The organism is Psychromonas aquimarina ATCC BAA-1526 (assembly GCF_000428725.1).
GTDB classification, from domain to species: domain Bacteria; phylum Pseudomonadota; class Gammaproteobacteria; order Enterobacterales; family Psychromonadaceae; genus Psychromonas; species Psychromonas aquimarina.
This window is the reverse complement of record NZ_KE386791.1, coordinates 86907-113650: the sequence shown is the minus strand read 5'-3', so window position 1 is coordinate 113650 and position 26744 is coordinate 86907. Positions and strand designations below refer to the sequence as shown.

The following is a 26744-nucleotide window of genomic DNA, read 5'->3' as shown; positions in this document are numbered from 1 at the left end:
GCTGCGCCGACGCAGCCCACATGACGGCGTAAATTCAGCGCTTAGAAGCCTTAGCAGCACTAATTTTAAAGACAATCTCTTTATCTTTAACCCTAACCTGCACCCGGCTGTTATCCGGGCACAAACCTTTTACTATTTTCATCGCCAGCGGGTTTTCAATCTGACGTTCAACTTCCCTGCGCAGAGGCCTGGCACCGTAAATAGGATCAAAACCATCCTCTGACAGCTTGTTAATCACCGTTTTATCCACCTCAAGCTGTATATCCTTAAGCAGCATTCTCTCTACCAGTTCAGAGACAAACATCTCTGCTATCTGGTGTACATGATTTTTTTCCAGATAGTGAAATACTATAATGTCATCAAGCCGGTTGAGAAATTCCGGTTTAAAAAACTTTTTAACTTCGTGCATCACCAGCTGCTGCGCTTCCTTATAGTTCGGCATTTCCGAGTGCACAAAACCTATACGCCGCTTATCAGGTTGCAGCGTATCGGTACCAAGATTAGAAGTACCTATCAGCACTGTATTGCGGAATGACACGGTACGGCCGAGAGCATCGGTAAGCTGACCGTCTTCAAGAATCTGCAGGAGCATATTAAATACATCGGGATGCGCTTTTTCCATCTCATCGAGCAGTACCACAGTATAAGGGTTGTGGCGGACACGCTCAGTTAACTGCCCGCCTTCACCGTAACCAATATATCCTGGAGGCGCACCGATCATCTTGGAAACCTCATGGCGCTCCATATATTCCGACATATCTAAACGTACAATTCTTGATTCATCATCGAGAAGAAAAGCGGCTAAAGCACGTGCCAGCTCAGTTTTTCCGACTCCGGTAGGACCAAGGAAAAGGAATGAACCTATAGGGCGCAGGCTTGAAGTAATACCGGAACGGTTTCTGCGGATAGCATCGGCCACGGTACGTACCGCATCTTCCTGTCCGACAATGCGTTTATGCAGCTTCTCTTCCATTCTAGCCAGTTTATCTGACTCTGACTCCACCATACGGGCGACAGGAATGCCCGTCCAGCGTGCTACAACTTCAGCAATATCATCTTCACTTACAATATCATCTTCTTTTGAACGTCCCAGCTGCCAGCTGCTGCGCACACTCTTAAGCTGCTCTTCAACTTCAAGTATCTCCATCTGGCGCTGCGCGGCCTGTTCAAAATCCTGCTTATTAAAAGCGTCGGTTTTATCACGCAGCAGGCCCTGATGTCTGCGCTCACAATCGCGAAGATTCTGCGGAATAGCAGTAATACTTAAGTGTTTGCGGGAGCCCGCTTCATCAAGCAGATCTACTGCTTTGTCAGGCAAACGTCTGTCGGTAATATATCGTTCGGCTAGACGCGTAGCAGCTTCAAAAGCATCCGGCGAATAATGAACGTTATGATGTTTTTCATAACGGGGAGCAATACCTTTCAATATTTCAACTGTATCTTCAATACTCGGCTCTCTAACCAGAACCGGGTGAAAGCGGCGTTCCAGGGCTTTATCTACCTCAACATATTTCCGATATTCATCCAGTGTGTCCGCCCCGATCACCTGCAGGCTGCCCTGAGCTAAGGCGGTCTTGAGCAGGCTGGGCGCATCAAGTCCTCCGGAACTTGCCCCGGCACCAACAACAGTATGCAGTTCATCAATAAATAAAATCACCTTGCCGCCGGCTTGAATAACTGCATCACGTACCGACTTTAAACGTTCTTCAAATTCGCCGCGCATGGCGGCACCGGCGACCAGCTCCCCCATATCTAAAGCAAGCAGACGTTTATTGAGCTGCGTATCGGGCACATCAGCCGCCACAATTCGCTGCGCCAGCCCTTCCACAATAACTGTTTTGCCGACTCCGGGTTCACCGATCAGCACCGGATTGTTTTTCTTACGCCGGGAAAGCGTCTGAATAATCAATGCAATCTCATCGTCACGTCCGATAACTGGATCCAGTTCACCGTTGCGCGCCATTTCGGTAAGATCTTTGGTATAAATCTCCAGCACATCCTGCTTACTTTCCCCGTCCTGGCTGCTAAGCGTACGTCCAGCCCGGATGCGTTTAAGTGTCTGACGCGCAAGATCCGCTGTGAGGCCTTCATTTTCAAGAAGAACAGCTGCAGGCCCTGCCTCCTTATCGAAAAGAGCAATCAGCAGCGTGCCGGTGCCGATATAATCATCACCAAGGTTCTTCGCTTCACCATAAGCAATACGAAATACTTCAGGAATTTCCCGGGAAGCGACAATCTGCTGTGCCTGTGATGCTGAAACATTGCGATACTGCCGGCGCACCCGGTCAATAATACGATTGACTGCAAGCTCAGTATCAGGAAGCAGATCCTCCAGCACTTTGCGCGCCTCACTGTCCGGCTGAGAAAGCAGCGCCACCAGCAGAAAATCTGGAGTGAGTACATTCTGCTGCAGACTGGCTAATTCAGCAAACGCCATCTCCAGACAGTTAATAACCCTCTGGGTACTTTTCTGCACATAATTATGAAACGTCGCTCCCGATCCTGCCGGGGTAACCAAGTCAGCCATAACCTACTCCAATGATAGAATGTTCACTATTCTAAACGTCTCAGATCAAAGCCCCTAAAAGGAGCCTGAACTTATATTCTAAGTGTAGTGCCCTAAAAAAACCTTGCATTATTATAGTGTTAGTTTAGCCCGTTAAGAGTTAGAGAAGCTTGGCTTTGTAATGATTTAAGTAAAACCTTTATATGATCCGCCCCGCAGCTCAGCGGCTGCAGAAAACAACGTTATTAGATGCAGGAAAAGTAGATGGAAACAAATCATTGGCTGCACTAACCAGTTCCAAAAATCATCTGCTTGTTTTTGTACTTGTCAAATATACCCTTTTCTATATCGACACATTGATATTAAAGGTAAAAAAAAATCACTAGAAAATGAAAAATACCATACAGCGGCTAGACTTAGACTAAACACATTAATAATGTGGTTTTACACAACATAAAATAAATACTAATTGACTATAGGTTTTATTAAGCATTTCACAAATCGTCTGCAGAGTTTTTAAGGCACAAAAACAGTGCAGACGGCTGTGAATAAGAAGATACCGGACGCAGGTTGATAACAACCTCAAGCTGAATTAACTGTTAGATTGATTATTTGTTTTATGTCTTGCTATTAACTATGAGAGATCAAGTTTGGAGGATTTACAATGAGCTATAAACATATATTAGTCGCTGTTGATTTGTCTAAATCCAGTAAGGTAGTGATCGATAAAGCTGTCTCATTAGCTAAAGATGCTAATTGTACGCTTTCGTTTATTTTTGTTGATGTTAAGTATGCGAGCAACATAGCATTACGCCAGCCGAAAACCGGCAAGGTAATAGTACACGATGACAATGTGCAAGAGAAAGATGAGCTTCGCCAACAGCTGCAGGAATTAGCCGAGCCACTTGATTACCCGGTCACAAACACCTGGGTTTTAATGGGTGATTTGAACGATAAACTGCACAGAACAATTATCGAGAAGGATGTAGATCTATTAGTTTGCGGACACCACCATGACCTATGGAGTAATTTTACAACTTCAGTGAGTAAATTCGTAAAAACTGCAGTCTCAGACTTATTAATTGTTTATCTTGAAGAATAATACCGGGTAGTCGACGCTAATTTTATATCTGCCGTCAATTAGGGGCTGTTTATTTTAAGCAGCCTCTAACCTGCTTAATTAACTTGAAAATACCCGCATAAAGCACATGCCTTAATCCCCTTCTCTTCTGTGGTAAATGGTAGATGAAGGCTCCAGTATTTCATCGTCCACCACTTTTCCGTCTTTAATATTAATAATACGTTTGGTACGACGAGCCAGGGAAATATCATGAGTAACCACAATTAATGTACGTCCTTCATGATGCAGTTCGCTGAACAAGGCTTCGATCTCCGCGCCTGATTTTGAATCTAACGCCCCGGTCGGCTCATCGGCAAGAATAATCTGCGGATCATTAACTAATGCGCGGGCAATAGCAACACGCTGCTTCTGACCACCGGAAAGTTGATTAGGTTTATGACTCATGCGGTCGCCTAAGCCGACCCGCTCTAATAATTCAGCGGCTTTAGCCCGGCGCTTTCTAAGATTTACACCGGCATATACCAGCGGCAGCATTACATTTTCCAGTGCAGTAGCATATTCCAGTAAATTAAAACTCTGGAAAACAAAACCAATCTTACTATTACGAACTGCAGCCAGCTCCTTACTGCTGAAAGACGATACATCGTGATCATCTAACTGATAAAAACCGGCTGTCGGTTTATCCAGGCAGCCTAGTACATTCATAAGGGTTGATTTGCCGGAGCCCGACGGCCCGAGAATCGATAAAAACTCCCCCTTCTTAATGGTAAGAGTGACACCATCTAATGCGTACACATGTTCATCACCGCTTTGGTAATGCTTGCTGATATCTTTAAGCTGAACTAGGGACATAATCTTCCTTTAATAAACAATTATTCACCCTGCAGCGCTTCCAGGGGCGTAATAGCGGCCGCATGACGAGCAGGAAACCAGGCTGCGGCAATGCCGACAACACTGAGTGCCAGTATCACCAGACTGACAATGGTAAATGACAGCTCTGGTGTCGGCTGCCCGAGATAATCATAAAACCCGCTTCCCTGAATAGGAATATTCTGCAGCACTTGGACCAGAGCATAAGTAAGGATCAGGCCGATAACCCCGCCGATAGAAATAGTGATAAACGCCTGGATAAGATAATGCAGTTTAATGGCGCCAGGCCTTGCTCCGACGGCCATTCTAATACCGATATCCCGCGTTGCGCGTTTCACTGTGGCATACATAACATTAGCGATACCAATACCGGCAACGGCTAAGGTTACTAAACCGATAATACCCAGAAAGCTCTGCAGACCAATTAGAAACTGACGCATGGTTTTTTGTCTAAGCAGCATATCCTGAGCCTGTAGCAGCTGCAGATCCTCTGTACTTGCACCGTATTTCCGGGCGATAACCTGGCGCGCCGATGCGGCCGCCTTTTCCCTGTCCACCCCGGCGGCCGGTTTAATATTGATCGCGCCTAATGAAGGATTTACATGGAAACGCAGCCAGGTGGTAAAGGGGACAAAAACAGCATAATCAATGGGTATACCGTTTTCTATATTAGACGGATTACTTTTTAATACACCGATAACAGTAAATTTTTCTTCACCGACTTTAAGCTGTTTACCAATGGGAGAAGATTCAAGATCCGGCATATTCTCCCAGTCAAAATCATCATCTTCATTAAACAGACTGACAGCGGCGCTTTTACCGATCACAATAACTTTCCGCTGCTCTTTAATATCTAAAGGATTAAACCAGCGCCCGCCGCTGTCAATCTGCAGTCCGGTGAGATTTTTATACTGCGGATAAACAGCTAAAGGCTGCTGCCAGGTGCCGTTATCTTTATAGGTTACCGAAGCCGACCATACAGCACTTGGTTCAACTTGTGCCAGCGAAGGTAAAGCACGCAGCAGATCAACATCATCAGGTTTAAGATTTAACTGTTTACCTTTAGAAAAATTACCGTAATCCAGCGTGGCAAAGCCGCCCGTTAGTAAAATCAGATCACCGTTACCGTTACTGGTGGTGCGAATAAGCCCCTGGCGCAGCCCCTCACCAACAGCAAGCATTGAAGCAATGGAAACGGTCGCCCAGGCAATCGCTAAAATGGTCAGCCCGAGGTGCAGTTTTTCAGCGGCCATCTCCTGTATAATCTGGCGAAATGCAATCATGTTAGACCCTCGCACTTAATGCAATAACGGGGATCAGATTCGATGCACGTCGTGCCGGAAAAAATGAAGCTAACAGTGCTAAAACTACAGTGACAGAGAGCGCCATTAACACGGCATCAGCGCTGATAACCGGACTTCCCAGCCAGTCAGGCAGTCCCATCTGGTTCAGCAGTAGAATTAAAACATAGGAGAGCGCGATCCCCACAGCAGTACCGATCGACACCAGCACTCCTCCCTCAAGAAGAAACTGCACCAGGATATTATTCGGACTCGCCCCAATCGCCAGGCGCACACCAATTTCTCTGGTTCGCTCAGTAACTGATAAAAACATAATATTAGCAACGCCCAATGCGCCGACCGCTAAAGTCATGGCGCCGCTAGCACCAAGAAACAGTTGTATGCCGCGCAGTAAGGTGGTGAAAAATTTAACATCCTGACTAAAATCAGGCAGCCAGACAGCACGTTTATCACTGGGATCAAAGTGTTTTTGACTGGCAAAAAATGACAATAAATTTTTCCGCAGCACCACGCCTGAAATACCCGCTGCCGGTGTGACCATAATCTGCACAGGTTTGTCATTCCACAATTCCGTAAATGTACTGCTGGGAATAAGAACTTGATTATCTTCACGTCCCATAGACATGCCGCCTTCACTCTGCCGGGTAATGCCCGCGACAAGAAAAGGAACACCATTAACCCGCAGCTTATCACCGATAGTCAAACCGCCCTGCTGCGCCAGCTGCCAGCCGATAACTGCAATGCGGCTGTACCTGTTGATATCACGCGTACTAATATTGCGCGAACCGGACGCCAGTTTTATTTTGCGCATAGCGATATAATTATTATCAACTCCGCGAATATAACCGGGCAGCGTATGTCCGGTAATATCCGTCACAGCGGCATCCCACTTCTGGAATACCACCGACAGCGCTTTTATCGCGGACTGTTTTTCTAAAAGACGAAATTCAGGTTCAGTAAAAGAAACCTCTCGGCGGGCAGGCAGTCCCTGCCAGGGTTTACTGGTCATTTCCGGCAGAGCCAGCTGGGTATCACTCATTAACAGTGAAAATGACTTGGCATTGATCTGATAAAAACCCTCACCTAATGCCATCAGAACTAATACTGAAACGATTCCCCAGACAACTGCTGTAACAGCAAGCAGGCTGCGCAGACGATGCGCAAAAAGCATCTGCACAATCTGTTGTAACATAGGTCTCATGACTGCAGTGCTCTGGAAATCTGCTTAACGGTATCGTCATCTAACTGCCCGGCGGCTTTAAGCAGCGACACCCTGTCCTGCCAGTACTGATAAAGCAGTGCCTGCAGGCTGTTTTTACTGCTGAACAGATTGTTATGAGCAGTGATAATATCGGTTACATCAGCAAGTCCGGCATTGTAAACCGTCTTTTTACTTTTTAACGCCCTTTCCCGGGATTTAACCTGCTGCAGCGCCATCTCTACCCGCTGCCAGTCTAGAAGCACCTGATTATAGCGGCTGTCGATAGTCTGCTTAATATTTATTTCAACTATACGCACATCCTGTTTGGCCTGAAAAACCAGCAGGCTGGAGCGGTCAACACTAGCACGAGTTGCCCCGTTTAGATCCAGTGGAATGGTCAGGGTAAGTCCGGCACTTAAATCATCATTGGCGCGCCGGTCGTCATCACTATAATTAATTGAACCTTGTACAGTAGGGTAATATCCTGCTTTACTCTGCTGATACTGGTACTGGCTGGCTTTTAATGCCTGCTGGGCGGCCAGCAGCTGCGGGCTGTTATTACGGGCAAGTGCCAGCCATTCTTCCCCGCTGTTGACCAGCATTTTCGGCTGCTGCAGTGCAGTTGTGCTGATCTCGTCAATAAAACCAGGCTTCTGATTTATTAAAGCAGTCAAAGCGGCCTGCAGGGTATCAATTTCAGAGCGTTTCTGCAGAATAAGCGCTTGTTCATCAACGTGGTTGGCGCGCATATCTTCGACGTCTGTCACCATCAGTACACCGGCTGCATAACGCTGCTCGGTAATACGCAGCATTTTCTGCCCTTCGTCGAGTTTCTGCTGTGCCAGACGCAGATCGCCATGCGCTTTAGCTAAATCAAGATAAGCAGTGATCAGTTTTTCGGCAAGCTCATTATGCGCCTGCTGCTCGCTCAGCTGTGCACTGACAAAGGATGCCTGTGATGCATCTAATCCCGCCCACTTTGAGCTGTCCCATATGGTCTGACTTAAACTCAGAGAATAACCATTCGTATTGTCACCGTTATCATTCCAGCTGGACTCTGCACCTGCACTTAGGCCCGGCATTAAACCACTGCGGCTTGAACGAATATCAGTTTCACTGATACGCGTATTAATCTGTGCTTTCTGATAATCAGGATCAAAAGCTTTTGCCGCTTCCCATGCCTGCTCGATGGTGACCGCATAACCCGGCGGCGGCAGACTTAACAGCGCTGCCGGTAGAAAAACAAGTGCCCGGCGGGAAATGCCCCTGACCATTAACCAGTATTGTGAGAATATTAAATCAGGCATCGGGAAGCGCTCCCATCATACTGCTGTCAACAATCTCCTGCCCCTGCTGCAGCCCTGAAATAACTTCTACATTTATTCCGTCAGACAGCCCTAATTCCACTGGAACTGCGTGGAAGCCCTGCGCAGAATCATCGGGAAGCAGTATTTCCGGCTTATTGTCTGAAAACTGCAGAGCACGCTCTGGAATTGTGGTGACCTGATCGGCTTTTTTCAGGGTAATTTGTGCAGTAGCTGAAAAACCGGAACGAATAATCAGATCCGCAGGAAAGAGGATGTTATTCACTTCCACCTGAAAACCGTTATCAAAACTGCGCTGTTCGCTGGATGACGAAGAGTTCTGCTGTAAATTAAGCTTCTCAGACTGTACTGCTACTTTACTTAATGTACCTGTCATCTCAACTTCCGGATACGGGGCCAGTGTCATAGTAACCGGCATACCCGCCTGCAGCTGAGCAGCATCGTGTTCACTGACACTGCCTTTAAAAATCATATCGCTCATATCCGCCAGTGACATCATCTGCGTTGCTGACTGACTTGATTCAGTTGAAATAATAGGTTCACCTACTTCTACATTCAAACTTAACACAGTGCCGGTTATCGGCGCGGTGATGGTTGATGTCAGCTTGGATGAGCCCACTGATGATTCCCCGCTGCGGATCAGATCTAAATTCTGCTGTTTCTGCTGCAGATCGGCATTATTCTGACTTACATTTGCTTTAGCCTGAATATATTCACCATAATTTGAAGGAATAACATCATCCCGAACCAGACGCTCTAAATTAGATAGTTTTTGTTTAGAGGACTGCAGCTGCGCCTGACTCGACATTAATTCAGTGATCGCCTGCGTCAAACGCTGCGGTGTCGGGTTAGGACGAATTTTGATCAAAGCGGTACCGGCTTTTACCTGCTCACCGACACCGTGATAAATTTCTCCGACAATGCCTTCTATCTGCGATTTAATCTGCACGGAATGAGCCGGCACTATCTGCCCGACTGCGACAGCCTGTTTTTCTATGCTGCCTGTTTCAGCGGTGATCAGAGGTAAAGACAAAACCTCTTTATGAGGAGTATTGAAGTAATAAACAGTGCCTAGCGTGACTGCCGTTATAACAGCGGCTGCAATCCAGCGTTTTTTCATAGTATTATCCGTTTGAAGGCGAGTGTCTGTAATCTTGGCCTGAATTCAGCCGGTTGTACCCATTTAAGTGCAAAGCAGATAATACGTCGCTCACTGATAACTGTCATGTATATAATTGTATGGATTATGTTTCAATTATAGTTTGAAAATAACAGCAGCGGTATTTTTGCGCAATCTAAGAGTAAAGCAGCATCAACAGCAAAAAAATAGTCACTGACAGTTGGCATTTTTACTTTAGCTGAAATTCTTTATTGAACAGCGCCAATTTTTTCCTGTTTGTTTATTAAACAGCTGTAAATAAAATAAATAATGTATTTATGAACCTGCTCTCAAATAAAACCATCAAAAATATCCTATGTAGTGATTGCATTGAATCAGGCTTTATTCGGTGATACAAAAGAAAACGTTTACAGCGTTAGTTTCACCCAAAGTCAGGAAATTATAAATTACAAAATAGAACCTGCTCAACAGCCTGGATATCAGCAGTTACACTAACGTCTGCAGGCAATAAAATTTCAAATTACATGGAGAATCGTTTATGGGGCACAATCAAGATAGATATATCAGTAACCTTACCAAAGATACCTATGCATTAGTTCTAGCCGGAGGCCGCGGCAGCCGTTTATTTGAACTGACCGACTGGCGGGCAAAACCTGCAGTATACTTTGGCGGTAAATTCCGCATTATCGACTTTCCTTTATCAAACTGTATCAACTCAGGTATTCACCGAGTCGGTATTGCCACGCAGTACAAATCTCACTCGTTAATTCGTCATATCAACCGGGGCTGGGGGCATTTTAAAGCCGATATCTCTGAATTTGTCGATGTATTACCGGCTTCACAGCGTAGTGGTGATGACTGGTACGTGGGCACAGCCGATGCCGTTTATCAGAATTTAGATATCATTAAAGCCGAGCGTCCTAAATATATACTGGTACTGTCCGGCGACCATGTGTACCGCATGGATTATGGTGTACTGTTAGCTCAGCATGTAGAAAATAACGCTGATATGACTGTATGCTGTCTAGAAGTGCCGACAGAAGAAGCAGCCGGCAGCTTTGGTGTGATGACGGTTAATACCGATAACAAAGTTATCGCATTTGATGAAAAACCAGCTCAACCTAATGAAATCCCCGGCAAGTCAGGCCAGTGTTTAGCTTCAATGGGTAATTATGTTTTCAGCAGCGACTTTTTATTTGAACAGTTAGAAAAAGACTGCGCAAATGCCGATTCCAGCCGTGATTTCGGACACGATATCATCCCGTCAATTATTAAAGAGCATAATGTTTATGCTTTTGCTTTCAAAGATCCGGACAGCAACAATCAGCCTTACTGGCGTGATGTAGGTACACTGGATTCATTCTGGGAAGCGAATATGGAGCTGGTAGAGCCGGAGCCGCAGCTGGATTTATATGATAAATCCTGGCCAATCTGGACTTATCAGGAGCAGCTTCCACCGGCTAAGTTTATTTTTGATAATGATGAACGCCGCGGTACTGCGCTTGATTCAACGGTCTCCGGAGGCTGTATTATCTCCGGCTCAACAATCCGTAAGTCCCTGCTGTATTCCAGTGTTCATACCCATTCTCACAGCCTGATTGAAGAATCGGTACTGCTGCACGGCAGTCATGTGGGTGAATACTGTAAACTGCGCCGCGTGATTGTGGACAGTAACTGCCGTATCCCGGCTAATTTAGTTATCGGTTATGATAAAGAGCAGGATATTGCCAACGGCTTCCGGGTTTCTGAAAAAGGAATTACCCTGGTCACTAACAAGATGCTGGAAGCATTAGCTAAAAGCCAAAGTTAAGCATTTAGCTTACAGCCAATAACAGCTTAAGGGCGGCGGCGGCCGCCCTTTCTGAAAAAGTAATTTACAGTCTGCAGTAACATCCAGCGAATTAACTTTCACCTTAGTAGTAATAGCAAATCCACTAATTTTCTATTCATTTAATTAATGGAATTGGTATAACACCATGTCAACAAACAGCTTTGCGCAGTAAAACAGAAAATACTGAACACTGATAGTTAAATAAATCTATGCAGTTTTAGGCTAAGGTTGTTTATCGTCATATTTAGCTTTAATTTCTAATATCTTTGGCAGCTCCTCAATAAACAGCGCAACCAGCTGCGGATCAAAATGTTCACCGGCATCTTTTTGTAACTGCTCCACGGCGTCCTCAACGGACCAGGCTTTTTTATAGGGTCTTTCGGAGGTTAACGCATCAAAGACATCGGTTATCGCCACAATGCGCCCGATACGCGGAATATCCTCTCCCTTAAGTTGATTCGGATAGCCACTGCCGTTCCATTTTTCGTGATGGGTCAGAGTCAGGATCTTAGCCATCTGCAGCAGCTCAGATTTATCATCTCCAATAATCTGTTCACCAATATCACAATGGGTTTTCATTATCTCAAATTCCGCATAATCCAGCTTGCCCGGTTTTTTAAGAATACTGTCTGGAATACCTATTTTGCCGATATCATGCATCGGCGCGGCATCCATTAACATGTCGGCTTCAGTCTCGCTCATGCCGGCCGCCAGACCAAGAATACGCGAGTATTCACTCATACGAATAACGTGCAGCCCGGTATTATCGTCTTTATACTCAGCGGCACGCCCTAATCGCTGAATAATCTGCAGCCGTGTCTGATGCAGTTCTAAAGTCTGGGCAAAAACCTTTCTGTCCAGCGCCCGGTTCTGATCATACAGTGCCAGATGCGTCCTCACCCGTGCCTGTACCAGCGGGGGATTTATCGGTTTAGAAATGTAATCTATCGCTCCTAAATCCAGCCCCATAATTTCATCCTCCAGGGCGATTTTAGCGGTAACAAAAATGACTGGTATATGTCTGGTGGTATGATCAGCCTTAAGACGCCGGCAGACCTCATAGCCGTCAATTCCCGGCATCATAATATCCAGCAGAATAATATCCGGAGGGCTGGCCTGAACAATCTTCAAAGCCATTAAACCGTTAATGGCGGCCTTAACGTGATAATCCTGTTTTAAAGTGCCGACCAGAACATCGATATTCTCGGGAGTGTCATCCACAACCAGAACGGTCTGCTTATTAATATCCATTACTTCCCCCTGTCCATACTTCAGACACAGCCGCTGCTCTTATAAAACAATACCGGCTTGAGCGGCGATTTGTTTAAGGCTGACCATCGCCAGATCAAAATCATATTCATTGAGCGCATTATTAATTTCTTTAAGTTCAACTGAGTATCCACAAGCACCAATAAATTCGCCCTCACTTTCAATCACATCAAGTGCACTGGCGTTGTTATCCATAAGCAGCTCAGCAAAACGCAGCACCACCCCGGCTAATTTCTGCTTATCAACACTATTTTTCTGCGACACAGCTTCCTGCATCTTAACCACCACTGCCTGTGCTTCTTCAAAGTCATAATCAGCTAAAGCCTTCTCAACAGCTTTAGCTAGAGTCCCCAGAGCTCCCCCTGAGAGCAGTGAACGATTATCGTCTAATGTATCCTGGGCGGCGGTATCGTAGTCTTCAAGCTGCTTTGCCATTGTTGTCAGCACTTCGTTAACCGCTTCAATATCTATCTCCTGTGCAGCCCTCTCATCAGTGGCCACGGGCAGAGATGCAAGTGAATGAAGAACCCGCTGCAGCTCCGTTTCCATCACCCGGCGTTCACTGCTGCCGGCCTGTTTATCTTTGGCCTGAGCCTCCAGCACAGCGCATGCAGCCTGCAGTGACTCTGCTCCGATATTGCCGGCAACACCTTTTAAAGTGTGCGCCAGGCGCTGCGCCAGCTCCCAGTCAGCAGCAGCCGCAGCTTCGTCAAACTCATCCATAAAACGGTTGTAGTTTAACGCAGTTTTACGCAGCAGTTTGATATAAAGTTTACTGTTCTTTAAAGTACGGGCCAGACCAGCTTCGGTATTAATACCGTCCAGTTCGGGGATATCAACCGCTTCCTCCTGCTTAACCGCAGCTTCAGCAGCTGGATTTGCAGGCGTGATCCATTTCGCCATTATCTGGAACATATCATTAACATTAATAGGCTTGGCAATATGATCGTTCATGCCCGCCTCAAGCACCTTATCCCGATCGCCAGCCATGGCATTTGCCGTCATCGCTAATATCGGCAGACCTGTGAAACATTTTTTAAGCCGGATCTTACGGGTCGCCTCATAACCGTCCATCACCGGCATCTGACAATCCATCAGAACCCCGTCAAAATTCTCTCTTTCCAGAATCTCAAGCGCCTCCTGCCCGTTGTTAGCAACCTGCGTTATAATCCCGTTGCTGGTGAGTAAATCTAACGCCAGCTCCTGATTGATCTCATTATCCTCCACCAGCAGTATTTTAGCACCGCGCAGCCGGGCGATATCATTATTCTGCTTCTCCTGACGATTAGCGCTACGCTTCTCACTACTGACCTCTCGGCCCAGCGCAACCATAATTGCATCATAGAGAGTAGAGGGTGTAACCGGCTTGCTGAGGAAACCTGCTAGACTGACACCTTCCGTTGCCCGGGATGCTCCTTCATGCCCATAAGCCGTAACCATAATTACCGCAGGTATTGTATTCAGGTTAGGATTTGACTGAATAGCGCGGGTAGTTTCGACGCCGTCCATTCCCGGCATCTTCCAGTCCATTAATACCAGCTGGTAAGGATCGCTTTGGTCAGCACCTTCCAGCAGAGTAACCGCCCTGTCACCGTCAGCGGCCTGATCCACACGCAGACTGAAACTGCTCAGCATCGAGCTCAAAATCTCCCGGGCAGATGCATTGTCATCTACAATTAAAACCCTCAACGAGTCCAGCTCTGTCTCCACAGAGCGGCGTGCCGGCTCTACTCCCTGCTGTTTCCCCAGCTGCACGGTAAAGTGAAAAGTACTGCCGAGCCCCTGCTCACTTTCAACCCAGATCTCTCCGAGCATAAGCTCCGTTAGATTTTTACAGATAGCCAGACCCAGCCCCGTGCCGCCGTATTTTCTGGTGGTCGAGCTGTCTGCCTGACTAAAAGACTGGAAGAGTTTAGACTGCTGCTCCGTGGTCATACCGATACCGCTGTCATGCACTGAAAAATGTAATTTAACCTGCTGAGCATCCTGCTCAACTACATCAATGGCAATCACGATCTCCCCGCCTGAATCAGTGAACTTCACCGCATTGTTGCTTAGATTGGTCAAAATCTGTCCAAGTCGGAGCGGATCGCCGATCAGTGCACTGGGGGCATCCGCTGATAAGCTGAACATAAATTCTATGCCCTTCTCTTCAGTCTTCAGGCCAACCAGGCTGGCGATATTATTAAACACATCTTCGAGGCGGAAATTTATGTTTTCTATATCCAGTTTGCCGGCCTCAATCTTAGAAAAGTCGAGAATGTCATTGATAATACCGAGCAGTGCCTCTCCGGAAAGGTGCACCTTCTCAACATAGTTACGCTGTTTGACATTAAGATCCGTCTGCAAAGCTAAATGCGACATGCCGATAATGGCATTCATCGGTGTACGGATCTCATGGGACATATTGGCAAGAAAGTCCGATTTAGCCTTCGTTGCCTCTTCAGCTAGTGCTTTTGCCTGGATCAATTCATTCTGAATGGCTTTCAGATCGGTAATATCAACCTGCCAGCCCAGATAACCCTGCTTTCCCTGATAATCAATCGGCTGATAGGTAACCATAAAATCCCGCGTTTTTTGATCCGCACCGTAGGCCTGCAGTTCATAATTATTAACAGTCCCCAGGTTGTGCATCACAGACAGCATCTTTTCTTTATCTTTCTGATCAACATAAGCATCCATCATATTGGAGCCTTTACCAAGACAGAAAAGCTCAGAAAAACGCGGATTAGTTAGCTTAAGAACGGAATCGATACTGATACTCACACCTACCGGACTGGAATCCAGAATTGCCTGAAGCTGCTCACGCTCGCTGGCAAGCGCAGCTTGAGACAGCTTCTGCTCGGTAATATCCTGGTGGGCACCATACATATAACGAATATTGCCGCATTCATCATGCACAACCTTACCGGCGGAATGAATCCAGACAATATTGCCGTCAACGGGACGCCGGTAAGCAAAAACCGAATCAAAACTGCTGTATTTACCTTCCGTCACCCTCTGATAACGTTCCTGTGTCTTGGCGGCGGTTTCTGCATCTGCTTCTATCATACGTGCAAACCATTCATCCTGAAGATGATAACGGCCGTCCGCTCTAAGCGGCTCGCCGAGAATTTTGGCGGCGCGCTCTGACTGACAATAATAATCCGGCTCGTTATAGTCAATATGCCAGTAGCCGCTGTGAGTCAGCTCAAGGGCAAGATCACTAAGGAAATTGATGCGTTTTATCTGCTCTTCTGACTCATACCTTTCAGTAAGATCATGCCAGGCCGCCAGCATTACTGATTTTTCATTCACTTCAATTGGGGTCAGTGTTACCTCTACCGGAAACTCTTTACCTTCTTTATTACAATGGATCCAGTCAAAGTGATGCCCGCCGTTAACATATGCAGAAAAAACCATCTCGGCACGCTTCTTCTCCGAATGGCTCCCGTCCGGTTGAAACTCAGGAGAAAACTGTGCAGGAGTACGTCCCAGCAGCTCTTCCTTATCACGAAAACGCAGCAGATCAACAGCGGCCTGGTTACAGTCGACGAATTTTTCTCCATCAAGAATAAAGTAGGCATCCGCAGCTTTATCAAACAAGACTCGAAAACGTTCCATACTTGCATTAACCTGTGCCTCCGCAAGCAGCCGGGCGCTGATATCGCGGAACACCACCACTGCACCGACAATATCCCCGTCGTGGCTGATCGGGGTAGCAGTATATTCTACTGAGAAAAACGAACCGTCTTTCCGCCATAACACTTCATTATCTATCTGATGTACAGCACCATCAAGCAGCACCGCACTCATAGGGCTGTCAACTTCGTCATAGTAACTTCCATCGCTGTAGGCATAATGAACAGCCTCATGCATAGAAACGCCAATAAGCTCCTTGAGGTCATAACCCAGCATATCTGCTGCGGCACAGTTATTAAATGTTACCTGCCCGGCCGTATCCAGACCGAAAATTCCTTCACCGGCTGAGTCGAGAATCAGCTCATTACGTTCCTGAACCTCCTTCAGGGCCAGCTTCACTTTTTTTGCCTGGGTAATATCTTCAGTCATTGCCACAAAATGAGTTACTTTTCCCGCTTCATCAGTAACCGGGGCGATGGAGGTTGATCCCCAGTAGAGAGCGCCGTTCTTCTTGCGGTTGAGGATCTCGCCGCGCCAGACATTGCCGGCAAGAACGGTCTTCCACAGATCTGCATACTGTTCAGAGGACGTCTCACCGCTTTTCAGAATACTAGGGTTCTTACCGATCACTTCATCTGCCTCATACTCTGTAACACGAGTGAATGTAGGATTAACATGTTCGATGGTTCCGTTAATATCCGTGATAACCACACACAGCGGGCTCTGCTCCACTGCCTGTACCACTTTGCGCAGTTTTTCAGTACGATCCTGGACCAGAACTGTCAGACTGCTTCTGGCTTTTTCACCGAGCCATACCGTTACCGCGGTCAGCAGCAGTGCAATAAACGTAATGCCGCCAAGCGCCCCCAGCACCAGAACCTTCATGCTGTGATACGGCTGCAGTGATTCGGAAAGATCAATCTCAGTTACCAGCCCGATACCCAGCTCTTCGGACCAGCTCCATGCCCCCATAACGGGCTCACCAAGGTAGTTATTATAACCCGATGTATTTACGCCATGGCGGCCGCTGTGCGCCTGTTCAGCGGCCAGAGTCAGAGGCCACTCGGAACGCCTGCTCTGCGGACGGTAGCCCTCAGCTAAATTGCCGCCGGGATCGCGAATACGTAAACTCAGCAGCTGCGCACCTTCACGATAGAGCTCGGTAATGGACAACAGCCGGTCAGCAAAACGCAGCTTAGTGATAAGCCGGGCTTCGCGATCAAAAACATAGGTCTCGCCGCTTTCACCTACTCTGCCGGCACTGGCAATATGAGAAAAATATTCAACGGGATCAAAACGCAATGCCAGCACTGCAATAACATTTCCTGATAAGCCGCGCAGCGGAGTTGCAAAAAACATGGTAGGTGCATCGGCAACAATACGCCCGGTGGCATCCTTCAAAGGCACATCGGAAAAGACTGGAGGAATAAATAAGCTCTCGCCGTTAAATACCCGTTCAGCCAGATCCGGACGCTGCTCCAAAATCAGATTATATTCTCCGAGATTAGTGTCTCGTTCGGAAGCCAGGTTATTGCCGTCGGGAGAAATAATAAAGAAACCGACCGCACCTGTTCTTTTATTATCCTGATCGTAGAGTCTGCGAAATTTTCTTAACTCAGCACTATGTCGTAAAACCTCTGTGTTCAAAGGCAGCGCCAGAAGTCCTTTCAGCAGCGGCAGTACACGCGGATCATCAGCAATGCGGTATGCCTCGCTGGAACGGCTGTCCACCCAGAGCTCGATTGACTGCTTCACTGAGTTGTTAACTGTCAGCAGCGTTTCCCCCAGCCCCTCCCGCAGCTGTTTGTCCATACGATCCAGGGCGTTAAGCGCAACAAGAATGACCAGCGACACAAATGCAGTCACCAGAACAGCGACCAGCATAGATAAATTACGCCGTGCAAAAATGCGGTCGCTGATACTGTGCCCAGAAAGCTTGAGCAGCGCCAGTGCGGCCAGCATTACAACAACAATAATAAAAACAGACAGCAGCAGATTCTGCACTGACTCGCCCGAATCCTCCTGTGTGACGCTGCTCTTGCTTGCTGAAGTCAGCATTTCACTCAGCCAGCGCTGCTGAATAGCGGTCATCTCTTCCTGAGTTACCTGAGACATTGCCTTAGAAAGTATAGAGTGAAGCACCGGCCAGTCATCACGCACTGCAAGCCTGAGATTAACCACATCCGGATTACCAATATTCGCCTCACCGGATATATACAGATTAGATAGAAGGTTTTTACTCATCAGGTAGCGTACCACCGCGTCTTCACCTAAAGCTGCATCAGCATTTCCCAAAGCAACAGCTTTAAGCGACGCCAGAGAATCTTCTACAGCAAGACGGTTTATCTGCGGGTAATTCCGGATAAGTACCTCCTCGTAGAAGAAACCTTTAGGGAACGCAACAGTACGTCCGTATAAATCATCAATATTATCGAAGGGTTTATCACTGCGGCTGATAATAACATTGGGGTTTTTCATATACGGCTCAGTAAACAGCAGATACTTCTGACGATCCTGAGTTTTTACTATATTGAGCATCACATCAAGATTCTTGTTTTTTATCAGATCCAGAAACTCACTCCAGCTGGGCCCGGTCCGATAATTAACCTCAATACCGAGCTTTTCAGCTAACAGATTCATATAATCGATAGAAAGTCCACGAGGGGTGTCATAATCAAAATAATTAAACGGTGCCCAGTCTTTCTCATTATGTACATTAATAACCGGGTGCTCTTCAAGCCACTTATGTTCCGCATTGGTTAACATCACACTGGACAAAGAAGATTCAGAAAGCCCTCTCAGATCCAGAATTTCTGTTCTCTCTTTTTTAGAAATATTCTGCAGCGCCTTGTTCAGAATATTGCGCAGTACAGGCCAGTCTTTACGAACGGCAATCGCATTCACTGATGAAGTTTCGGCAGCCTTGGCGTGCTGACGAACATTGGTCAACAGTTCATTTTCGATGATATACATAGCCACAGCTCGATTACCGATATAAGCATCTACATCACCTTTAGATACTGCATCAAGTGCATCACTAGTCGAGCGGTACTCAGTCACATCAATATCTGGATAACTGTCATGCAGAAACTTAACAATGTGAAAACCGCGCTCCACTCCGACCTTTTTAGCGTTTAATTCATTAACAGCGCTCAAATACGGGTAATCGCTGCGGGCAAACAGTGCATGAGGAACATTTATATAGGCTTCGGTAAAATTGAAATACGGCTCGCGGTCAGGCCTTGGTGTGAAATCCATCAAGGCATCAATCTCTTTATTCTTAACCCCTTCATAAAGCTGCTTCCAGGGTCCGGAAATAATCTGCAGTCGATTATCCAGACGTTTGTTAAGGGCATTGATAAATCTAACTCCGATACCTTGAGGCCGGCCGTTTTGATCCAGATAATCCATCGGCGGCCAGGAGTCATTGACTGCAATTTGAATTTGGGGATGTTCAGCCAGCCAGCGGCGCTCCTCTAAGGTAAATAATTCTCGGGGGCTCGCCTGCAGCTGCGGCTCCCCAGCCGGAACGGGGGCGGATGCAAAGCAGAGCAGTAATACAGCAAAGAGTAGAATACTGGTTTTAAAATCCTGAAAAGTCCTGTTCACCATTCACCCCGATAAATTGCATTGAGCTTATATAATTTAACGCCGAGCCGGTTAACTTACTATAAACAGCCCCTGACACATTCACTATGCCCGCTTCAAAACGATGTGAATAAGAAGCTACTACGAGCATAGTAGAAGGTCACAATAAGATCATTATTACTCTCGGGAACTTTTATCAATTGTAGATTTAGATCAGTAACTTATTAGAACAAGGAAATGATACTGCGGTCATGCACAACCGGAGTCGACTGCGCATGACAAGCAGCAGGCAGCTTAAACAGAACTAGCCGCGGTTAATGGTAATATCTGACACAAAACCATGCTCAGTACTAATCAGCGCCTGTTTAAGCATAGTGGCGGCTTCATCAGCACTCATAAATTCAGAAGTATCCAGCTCTTTGCCGCTGCTCTGCCAGAAATCGGTAGCCATTCCGCCGGGATATACCGCAACCAGCTTCATCGGACAGCCCTTCAGCTCTAAGCGGACGGATTCCACTAATCCCCGCACAGCCCATTTGGCCGCACAATAGGTTGATTCCCCTGCTTTACCAGCGAGGGCGGCTGTCGACATAACAATCACCACTTTTACCTTATGATCACGATAACGCCTGACTAGTTCGCGTAATAAGAAAATAGTTGAAGTAACATTATTCTGGATCAGGTTATTAACTGCCTGCGGTTCCTGCTCTTCGATAGGTCCGAAATAACCGCTGCCCGCACAGTGAATTACCGTATCCGGCACTTGATCTAGAGTATCCAGTAACGAGGCACAGTCCTGCGCCTGACAAAGATCAGCCTGATGCACCTTCACCCGGTCAGACATTTTTTCAGCAGTCCGCTCAAGGCGCTGCTGATTACGGCCACTGAGCAGCAGCGCTTTGCCGTCAAGATAATACAAATTTGCCAGTGCAGCACCTAAGCCGCTGCTGGCACCTGTGATTAAAATCATAAAATTCCTTTGATAAAATTTAATTTAATACATTTTACTGCTTCAGCAGAGATGACACTGAGATCTAACCGGCGCTTTATATCAGAAAAAGTTTAATTTAGCGCTGACGGCTTAACATCTAAACACTTTACGTTAAGATAACAGTCTGTTTATCTACTTCGGCCTGTTTCTATTGAATAACTACAAGTTACTGCCTGCACTTATTTCAATACTGCAGACCCGCAACCTTACTCAAAGTGCGAAAGATTTAAACGTAACTCAGTCGGCGATGAGTAAAACATTAACTCAAATTCGTCATGCATTTCATGATCAGATTGTTATCCGCGAAGGTAATCACTTTGTACTTACCCGCAGGGGCGAAGAGCTGATGCAGCAGCTGCCCTCACTGCTGCTGCAGCTGGATAACCTCTATCTACCCAATGTGATGGATCCCGGCAGCTGCCGGCGGAAATTTACTTTTGCATCCAGTGATTATGTGGCACAGGCCGTTCTGCCGGCGATTTGTCACAATATTGAGCGTCAAGCGCCGCATGCCGGCATTGAATACCTGCTATGGCAGAAAGAGCAGTTAGCTGAATTATCGGAGCATAATCTGGATCTGGTATCAACCATTGCCCAGTCAATACCTGCTAATATACACGGAAAAATGATGGCTGAAGATCAGCTGGTCGCCGTGTTTCGTTCTTCTCATCCCCTGAGCACGGATCAGCTCTCAATCGACAATTACTGTAACGCCCGGCATATATTAATCAGCGGAGGCGGTGACAAAGACAGCCCGGTCGACAAAGCATTAGCCGCGGCCGGGCGATCCAGAAAAATATTTGCCTGCGTGCCTTTTTTCCAGTCCGCCGTCGAACTGCTGCTGCAGACAGACACTATGCTGACAACACCTCTGCATATAGCTGCGGATTTTGCGCAGCGTTATGATCTGCAGATCCGGGCATTACCAATTGACATTGAAGCACAGCAGTATTATCTGCTATGGCACGCTAAACATCATCATAATGCCGAACATAAATGGTTTAGAGAGTTATGTTATCCGCACCTTAAAGGACACCTCGAAACAACCATCAGCCAAGGCATGAAATTACTTCATACCAGCAAGTAGAAATAAGGATTTTTGCTCATGCTTTGATTCCGCTAATATAGCCTGACTACTCTACAATAAAGATTCAACAGGAGAATATAATGGAATTGAGCGCATGGATTTCCCTGGCTGCTATTTGTTTAATGGGAGCCATGACTCCCGGGCCGAGCCTGATTATAGTATTAAAACACACGGTTTCCGGAGGACGCTTTAACGGGTTTCTAACCAGCATTGCTCACGGTATCGGTGTCGCTATGTATGCATTACTGACCGTAATCGGGCTGGCAGTCATCATTGAATCCACCCCCTGGCTTTTTAATCTGATTAAATACGCAGGTGTGCTTTTACTGTTATGGCTGGCTTATAAAGCATTAACATCCAAATCATCATTTGCTGAAATGATCACACAGGAGACAAAAGTATCAAAAAGACAGAGTTTTCGCGAAGGTCTGCTGATCGCTTTCCTTAATCCCAAACTGGCGATATTTTTTCTTGCTCTGTTCAGTCAGTTTGTTGATGCACAGGCCGGCTGGGAGCAGAATGTTATTTTAGTCGCTACCGTCAGCGGTATAGATACTCTATGGTACTGCCTGACTGCTCTTCTTTTATCTCAGTCAGCGATACTGACTAAACTGCGCAGTAACGTGCACATTGTTGAAAAAGTAACGGGCATGGCGTTATTAGCCGTTGCCGCCCGCATCGCTTTTTAAAAAGGCTTAACTATCTAACCGTTAATTACAAACGGTTAGATTCAACTGACTTTATAATACTGGTCAAGAAAAGAGTTGTGCTACATTTATATGATGTTCAGAAGTAAATAACCTCACCTGAAATTAATCTAGCTCCTATTCTTAATTACGATAAGGAAATCAAAATGAAGATACAGCTGACTGTTCTTGCATTTATTTCGTTATTTTTAGCAGCTTGTTCTGACTGGGGTAAACAAGACGCTGTTGTTCACAGCCCTGCCAAACCTCGAGACCGTATTGTTGAACAGCAGGATCCGCTTGCACAGCACTACCACAGCCAGGTTAAACCGATACTCGAAAAACGCTGTGTGGTTTGTCATGGATGTTATGATTCCCCCTGCCAGTTAAAACTCTCTTCGCCGGAAGGGATTGAACGCGGCTTTTCACCGGAATTAGTTTATGCAACGCGTTTTCATGAGACAGCACCGACTCGTTTATTTATTGACGCTCAACATACACAAGAATGGCGTGATAAAGGTTATAAATCAGTATTAAATGAGCGCGACCAAACTCCTGAAATTAATCTTGAACAAAGTGTGTTACTGCAGTTACTTGCACAAAAAATGGCTTATCCGTTACCTGACGTTGAAGTATTATCTGAAAAGGATTTTGATTTTTCTTTAGATCGAGAGCAGCAGTGTCCAGATATCCATTCAGTGAAGAAATACCAGGAAGATTTCCCGTTGGCCGGTATGCCGTACGGTTTACCTAACTTACAGTCGAGTGAGTTTAGTACCCTAACCGAGTGGATAAAATTAGGCTCTCCCATGGCTCAACCAAAACCGCTGAGCAGTTCATTACAGAAAGAGGTAGATCAATGGGAGCAGGTATTTAACGGCACAGATCATAAATCCCAGCTGATTAATCGTTATATATACGAGCATCTTTTTCTTGGACACCTCTACTTTTCTGAGCTGCCCGTTAAAAAAGGACAATTGCCTGTGTATTTCCGTTTAGTTCGCTCAACGACTCCCCCCGGTGAAGCAGTTAAAGAAATTGCCAGCCGCCGTCCTTATGATAATCCCAATAGAGATCAGTTTTATTATCGTTTACGTCAAGTTACATCGACGATATTAACAAAAACACACATGCCTTATGCATTAAATCAACAACGTTTAACTCGCTGGAATAAGTTATTATATCAAGCCCCTTTCTCAGTCGAATCTTTACCGAATTACGATAACGGCAGTAACCCTTTTAAAGTGTTTGCTGCAATTCCAGCTGATGCACGTTACCAGTTTATGCTTGATGAAGCAGAGTTCACTATTATGGGCTTTATTAAAGGTCCAGTGTGTCGAGGTCAAACTGCACTTAATGTTATCCAGGATAAATTCTGGGTGTTTTTTACCGATCCCGATAATATTAAAAGTAAAGGTTTCGATAAATTTTTCTATGAACAAGCAGACAACTTAGCGCTGCCGTCGGATTATAGTGCTAATCACCGTGCGCGAAAATCATGGAAAAAATTCGCCAAACGTGAAAAAGCTTATATCGCGGCCCAGAAAGAGATTTTAAGACAGATAAAAGATCCTGATAAATATTTAGGTTTTAATAGTTTATGGAAAAATAACAATAATGCGTCTCTGACTATTTTCAGACACTTCGACAGTGCCGTAGTGGTACGTGGATTACAGGGGCAAACACCAAAAACAGCCTGGATCATCGACTATCCAGTGTTAGAGCGGATCCATTATCTCTTAGTTGCCGGCTATGATGTGTACGGATCAATCCACCATCAACTTGTTACTCGTCTGTATATGGACCTTTTGCGTATTGAAAGTGAAATAGCATTTATCACCCTGCTGCCGAAAGAACAACGTCAGTCTGAAATTGAATCCTGGTATCTAGAATCAACAGAAGATTTAGAGGAGTTTATTGATGATACCAGCTTCTTTTTCGAACAAAAGAACAGCGTTACATATAAGACAGACCAGTCTAAAAAAGAGTTATTTGATAATTTAAAAGAACGTTATAAAACGGCAGAGCAATACCGGTTAGATATAACTAACGGGCCGTTAACGGGATTAAATAAGCTGCCGAATGCAGCTGTGCAGCAGCTGGCACAATCAAGCTTCATTATTGTTGAAGATATAAATGACATGCCGCAATTATTTACTCTGCTCCGCCATAACGAGCGCAGTAATATTTCAACACTGCTGTTCGAAAAGAAAACCACTCGTCCTCATTTAGACAGCGCAGAAGTATTTAAAGGCTTGATAGTCAGTTACCCGGAGATAATCTTCAAACTAAATAAACATCAGCAAAAAGACTTTGTGCAGCAGTTACAGCAGGTTAATAATGCTGCAGGTTATAATCAGTTGTTAGATGATTACGGCGTACGTCGTACTAATCCTGATTTTTGGAAAGTCAGTGATTTATTACATCAAACTCATCTGCAGAAAAATCCAACCACTTACGGCTTGTTTGATTATAACCGTTTAGAAAACCGTTAATCCTTTGCCCGTGAAACAGCTGACAGTTCGTTTCACGGGTATTATTCTGGCCAGAAAGAATGCTTTTATGAATTCAGTTTTTTGTCTTTTACTGCAGGCCTGCGAACAAAAGTAAAACCTCCTTTTAACCTTGCTTTTGCCGCCATTCGCAGCTTAAATAATATTTATCAATAATTTATAAGGAAATAATCGTGCTTAAACATATTATCCCTCTGTTAGCCGTTTTCTTTTTATTTTCCTGTGCCGGCCTGCCGGACAATACCAGCAGTAAAAGTTACGCAATGAGTAAATCTCAAGAGAGTCAGTTAACCATGGCGCTTGATGAAGAACGTAGGCTGCTCGGTTTAAATAATGATGACGCGTTAATGATGCTGCTTGAAGACGGCGTTGATGCTTTTGTTGCTCGAGTTTCCCTGATTAATGCGGCGCAAAAGAGTGTAGATCTGCAGTATTATCAATATCACTCTGATTTAAGTGGAGGGCTGTTAACGGCAGCTTTATGGCAGGCGGCTGAGCGAGGGGTGCGCATACGACTGCTTGTAGATGATATGGATTTAGCCGGCAAAGATATTGATATTGCTAAACTGACTGCTCATCCAAATTTTGAAGTACGCATTTTCAATCCGTTTTTACGTGATAAAAGACGCACTCGACAGTTTATTACCGGTTTTGGTTCAGTAACACGTCGAATGCATAACAAAACGTTCACGGTAGACAGCAGTATATCCATTTTAGGCGGGCGTAATATAGGAGACCAATATTACGGCGCACACTCAGATGTTGCTTTTGGAGATTTAGATATTGCTTTTACAGGCGGCGTTGTACAAGAGGTGCAGACTTCTTTTGACTTATATTGGAACAGTGAAATCACCTACGGCATCAATTTATTAAATGATTACCAGCCGTCAAAAAATGACTTAAAGGAAGTCGGTCAAACTTTACAGTCCTTCATAGAGGAACACCGGGATTCTCAATATGCGCAGGCACTGCGTGAAAACGATTTAATAAGTTTAGTGAAAAAAGATATAGTAAACGAATATACGGGTAATGCAGAAGTCTTATATGATGACCCGTTAAAAGTTGTCTCTTCACGTGAAAAAACAGAATACCACCTGACTCCAAAATTACGCCCTTACGTAAATAATGCAAAAGACGAACTCGTAATCGTTTCACCTTACTTTGTACCAGGAGATGAAGGTGTTGCGTTATTCGGCGATCTGGTAAAAAAAGGTGTAACCGTTAGAATTTTAACCAATTCGATGAAATCCAATGATGTCACCATAGTACACTCTGGTTATTCAAAGTACCGAAAAGCATTATTAGCACTTGGTGTAGAATTATATGAAGTCGATAGCACCCGTATAGATGTATTAAAAAAATATACCGATAAAGCTGCCTCTTCAACCGCATCCAAACTCACATTACATGCTAAGTATTTTGTCATTGACCGTAAGGTTACTTTTATTGGCTCAATGAACCTTGATCCTCGTTCGCGAAGTGAAAATACAGAAATAGGTGTGATTGCAGAATCAGAAAAATTAGGGGCTTTTATTGTTAAGGATTTTGACAGTATCGTTAAAGACGGGGCTTTTAAATTATCACTTAAAGAAGGTGAGATTATCTGGACTCAAAAGGATGGAGACGAAATAAGAACCTATAACAATGATCCTTACAGCAGCTGGTGGGATCGCTTTAAGAACGGTTTCCTGCAGTGGTTACCTGTAGAATCACAGCTTTAACTTATTAACCGCCATGTAAACTGCAGCTTACAT

At 45.5% G+C, this 26744-nt stretch carries 15 protein-coding genes; 6 read left to right on the top strand and 9 right to left on the bottom strand.

Annotated elements, in window-relative coordinates:
* Nucleotides 1–34: 34 nt before the first annotated feature.
* Entirely contained in the window at nucleotides 35–2527 is a 2493-nt protein-coding gene (locus G337_RS0119970; protein WP_028865403.1) for an ATP-dependent Clp protease ATP-binding subunit, read from the bottom strand.
* A 643-nt stretch (nucleotides 2528–3170) separates the two neighbouring features.
* Here G337_RS0119970 and G337_RS0119960 point away from each other — a divergent pair.
* Nucleotides 3171–3608 (top strand): universal stress protein, encoded by a 438-nt coding sequence (locus G337_RS0119960; RefSeq protein WP_028865401.1) that lies wholly within the window; start codon nucleotides 3171–3173, stop codon nucleotides 3606–3608.
* 111 nt (nucleotides 3609–3719) lie between these two features.
* Here G337_RS0119960 and G337_RS0119955 read toward each other — a convergent pair whose 3' ends face one another.
* From G337_RS0119955 to G337_RS0119935, 5 genes are read right to left on the bottom strand one after another with little or no spacing between them, the layout of a single operon-like run.
* Entirely contained in the window at nucleotides 3720–4442 is a 723-nt protein-coding gene (locus tag G337_RS0119955) for an ABC transporter ATP-binding protein (protein ID WP_425414446.1), read from the bottom strand.
* Between the two features lie 17 nt (nucleotides 4443–4459).
* A complete protein-coding gene (locus G337_RS0119950; protein ID WP_028865399.1) occupies nucleotides 4460–5740 on the bottom strand; it encodes an ABC transporter permease in 1281 nt (426 codons plus the stop codon).
* A gap of 1 nt (nucleotide 5741) precedes the next feature.
* A complete protein-coding gene (locus tag G337_RS0119945; protein WP_245597689.1) occupies nucleotides 5742–6950 on the bottom strand; it encodes an ABC transporter permease in 1209 nt (402 codons plus the stop codon).
* A gap of 5 nt (nucleotides 6951–6955) precedes the next feature.
* On the bottom strand, nucleotides 6956–8266 hold the full coding sequence (locus tag G337_RS0119940; RefSeq protein WP_084605531.1) for a TolC family protein: 1311 nt from the start codon (nucleotides 8264–8266) through the stop codon (nucleotides 6956–6958).
* Complete coding sequence (locus tag G337_RS0119935) at nucleotides 8259–9404, bottom strand: efflux RND transporter periplasmic adaptor subunit (protein ID WP_028865396.1); 1146 nt, start codon at nucleotides 9402–9404, stop codon at nucleotides 8259–8261. The genes G337_RS0119940 and G337_RS0119935 overlap by 8 nt, the downstream gene beginning before the upstream one ends.
* 538 nt (nucleotides 9405–9942) lie before the next feature.
* On the opposite strand from G337_RS0119935, the gene glgC reads away from it, so the two are divergent.
* On the top strand, nucleotides 9943–11214 hold the full coding sequence (gene glgC, locus G337_RS0119925) for a glucose-1-phosphate adenylyltransferase (protein ID WP_028865395.1): 1272 nt from the start codon (nucleotides 9943–9945) through the stop codon (nucleotides 11212–11214).
* Nucleotides 11215–11457: 243 nt separating this feature from the next.
* Here the strand turns inward: glgC and G337_RS0119920 are convergent, their stop codons facing one another.
* The 3 genes from G337_RS0119920 to G337_RS0119910 form a co-directional block, all read right to left on the bottom strand.
* Nucleotides 11458–12480 (bottom strand): response regulator, encoded by a 1023-nt coding sequence (locus G337_RS0119920; protein WP_028865394.1) that lies wholly within the window; start codon nucleotides 12478–12480, stop codon nucleotides 11458–11460.
* Nucleotides 12481–12525: 45 nt separating this feature from the next.
* Nucleotides 12526–19734, bottom strand: coding sequence for a PAS domain S-box protein (locus G337_RS27960; RefSeq protein WP_169719648.1), 7209 nt, complete (start codon nucleotides 19732–19734; stop codon nucleotides 12526–12528).
* Nucleotides 19735–20017: 283 nt separating this feature from the next.
* On the bottom strand, nucleotides 20018–20683 hold the full coding sequence (locus G337_RS0119910; protein WP_028865393.1) for an SDR family NAD(P)-dependent oxidoreductase: 666 nt from the start codon (nucleotides 20681–20683) through the stop codon (nucleotides 20018–20020).
* A gap of 172 nt (nucleotides 20684–20855) precedes the next feature.
* Between G337_RS0119910 and G337_RS0119905 the strand changes: the two genes are divergently transcribed.
* The 4 genes from G337_RS0119905 (at nucleotide 20856) to G337_RS26920 (ending at nucleotide 26711) form a co-directional block, all read left to right on the top strand.
* The gene (locus G337_RS0119905; RefSeq protein ID WP_028865392.1) at nucleotides 20856–21791 is read left to right on the top strand and encodes a LysR family transcriptional regulator; all 936 of its coding nucleotides are present in this window, start codon (nucleotides 20856–20858) and stop codon (nucleotides 21789–21791) included.
* An 80-nt stretch (nucleotides 21792–21871) separates the two neighbouring features.
* Nucleotides 21872–22480 carry a LysE family translocator gene (locus G337_RS0119900; RefSeq protein WP_028865391.1) on the top strand — a complete coding sequence of 203 codons (609 nt, stop codon included), beginning with the start codon at nucleotides 21872–21874 and terminating at the stop codon, nucleotides 22478–22480.
* 164 nt (nucleotides 22481–22644) lie between these two features.
* Nucleotides 22645–24972: a fatty acid cis/trans isomerase gene (locus tag G337_RS0119895; protein WP_028865390.1), complete on the top strand. Its 2328-nt coding sequence runs from the start codon at nucleotides 22645–22647 to the stop codon at nucleotides 24970–24972.
* Between the two features lie 191 nt (nucleotides 24973–25163).
* On the top strand, nucleotides 25164–26711 hold the full coding sequence (locus G337_RS26920) for a phospholipase D family protein (protein WP_051303440.1): 1548 nt from the start codon (nucleotides 25164–25166) through the stop codon (nucleotides 26709–26711).
* Nucleotides 26712–26744 lie beyond the last annotated feature (33 nt).

What these genes read in the sequence shown, in the direction of transcription:
- G337_RS0119970 (WP_028865403.1), bottom strand. Translation starts at nt 2,527, where the DNA reads ATGGCTGACTTGGTTACCCCGGCAGGATCGGGAGCGACGTTTCATAAT.
- G337_RS0119960 (WP_028865401.1), top strand. Translation starts at nt 3,171, where the DNA reads ATGAGCTATAAACATATATTAGTCGCTGTTGATTTGTCTAAATCCAGT.
- G337_RS0119950 (WP_028865399.1), bottom strand. Translation starts at nt 5,740, where the DNA reads ATGATTGCATTTCGCCAGATTATACAGGAGATGGCCGCTGAAAAACTG.
- G337_RS0119945 (WP_245597689.1), bottom strand. Translation starts at nt 6,950, where the DNA reads ATGTTACAACAGATTGTGCAGATGCTTTTTGCGCATCGTCTGCGCAGC.
- G337_RS0119940 (WP_084605531.1), bottom strand. Translation starts at nt 8,266, where the DNA reads ATGCCTGATTTAATATTCTCACAATACTGGTTAATGGTCAGGGGCATT.
- G337_RS0119935 (WP_028865396.1), bottom strand. Translation starts at nt 9,404, where the DNA reads ATGAAAAAACGCTGGATTGCAGCCGCTGTTATAACGGCAGTCACGCTA.
- glgC (WP_028865395.1), top strand. Translation starts at nt 9,943, where the DNA reads ATGGGGCACAATCAAGATAGATATATCAGTAACCTTACCAAAGATACC.
- G337_RS0119910 (WP_028865393.1), bottom strand. Translation starts at nt 20,683, where the DNA reads ATGATTTTAATCACAGGTGCCAGCAGCGGCTTAGGTGCTGCACTGGCA.
- G337_RS0119900 (WP_028865391.1), top strand. Translation starts at nt 21,872, where the DNA reads ATGGAATTGAGCGCATGGATTTCCCTGGCTGCTATTTGTTTAATGGGA.
- G337_RS0119895 (WP_028865390.1), top strand. Translation starts at nt 22,645, where the DNA reads ATGAAGATACAGCTGACTGTTCTTGCATTTATTTCGTTATTTTTAGCA.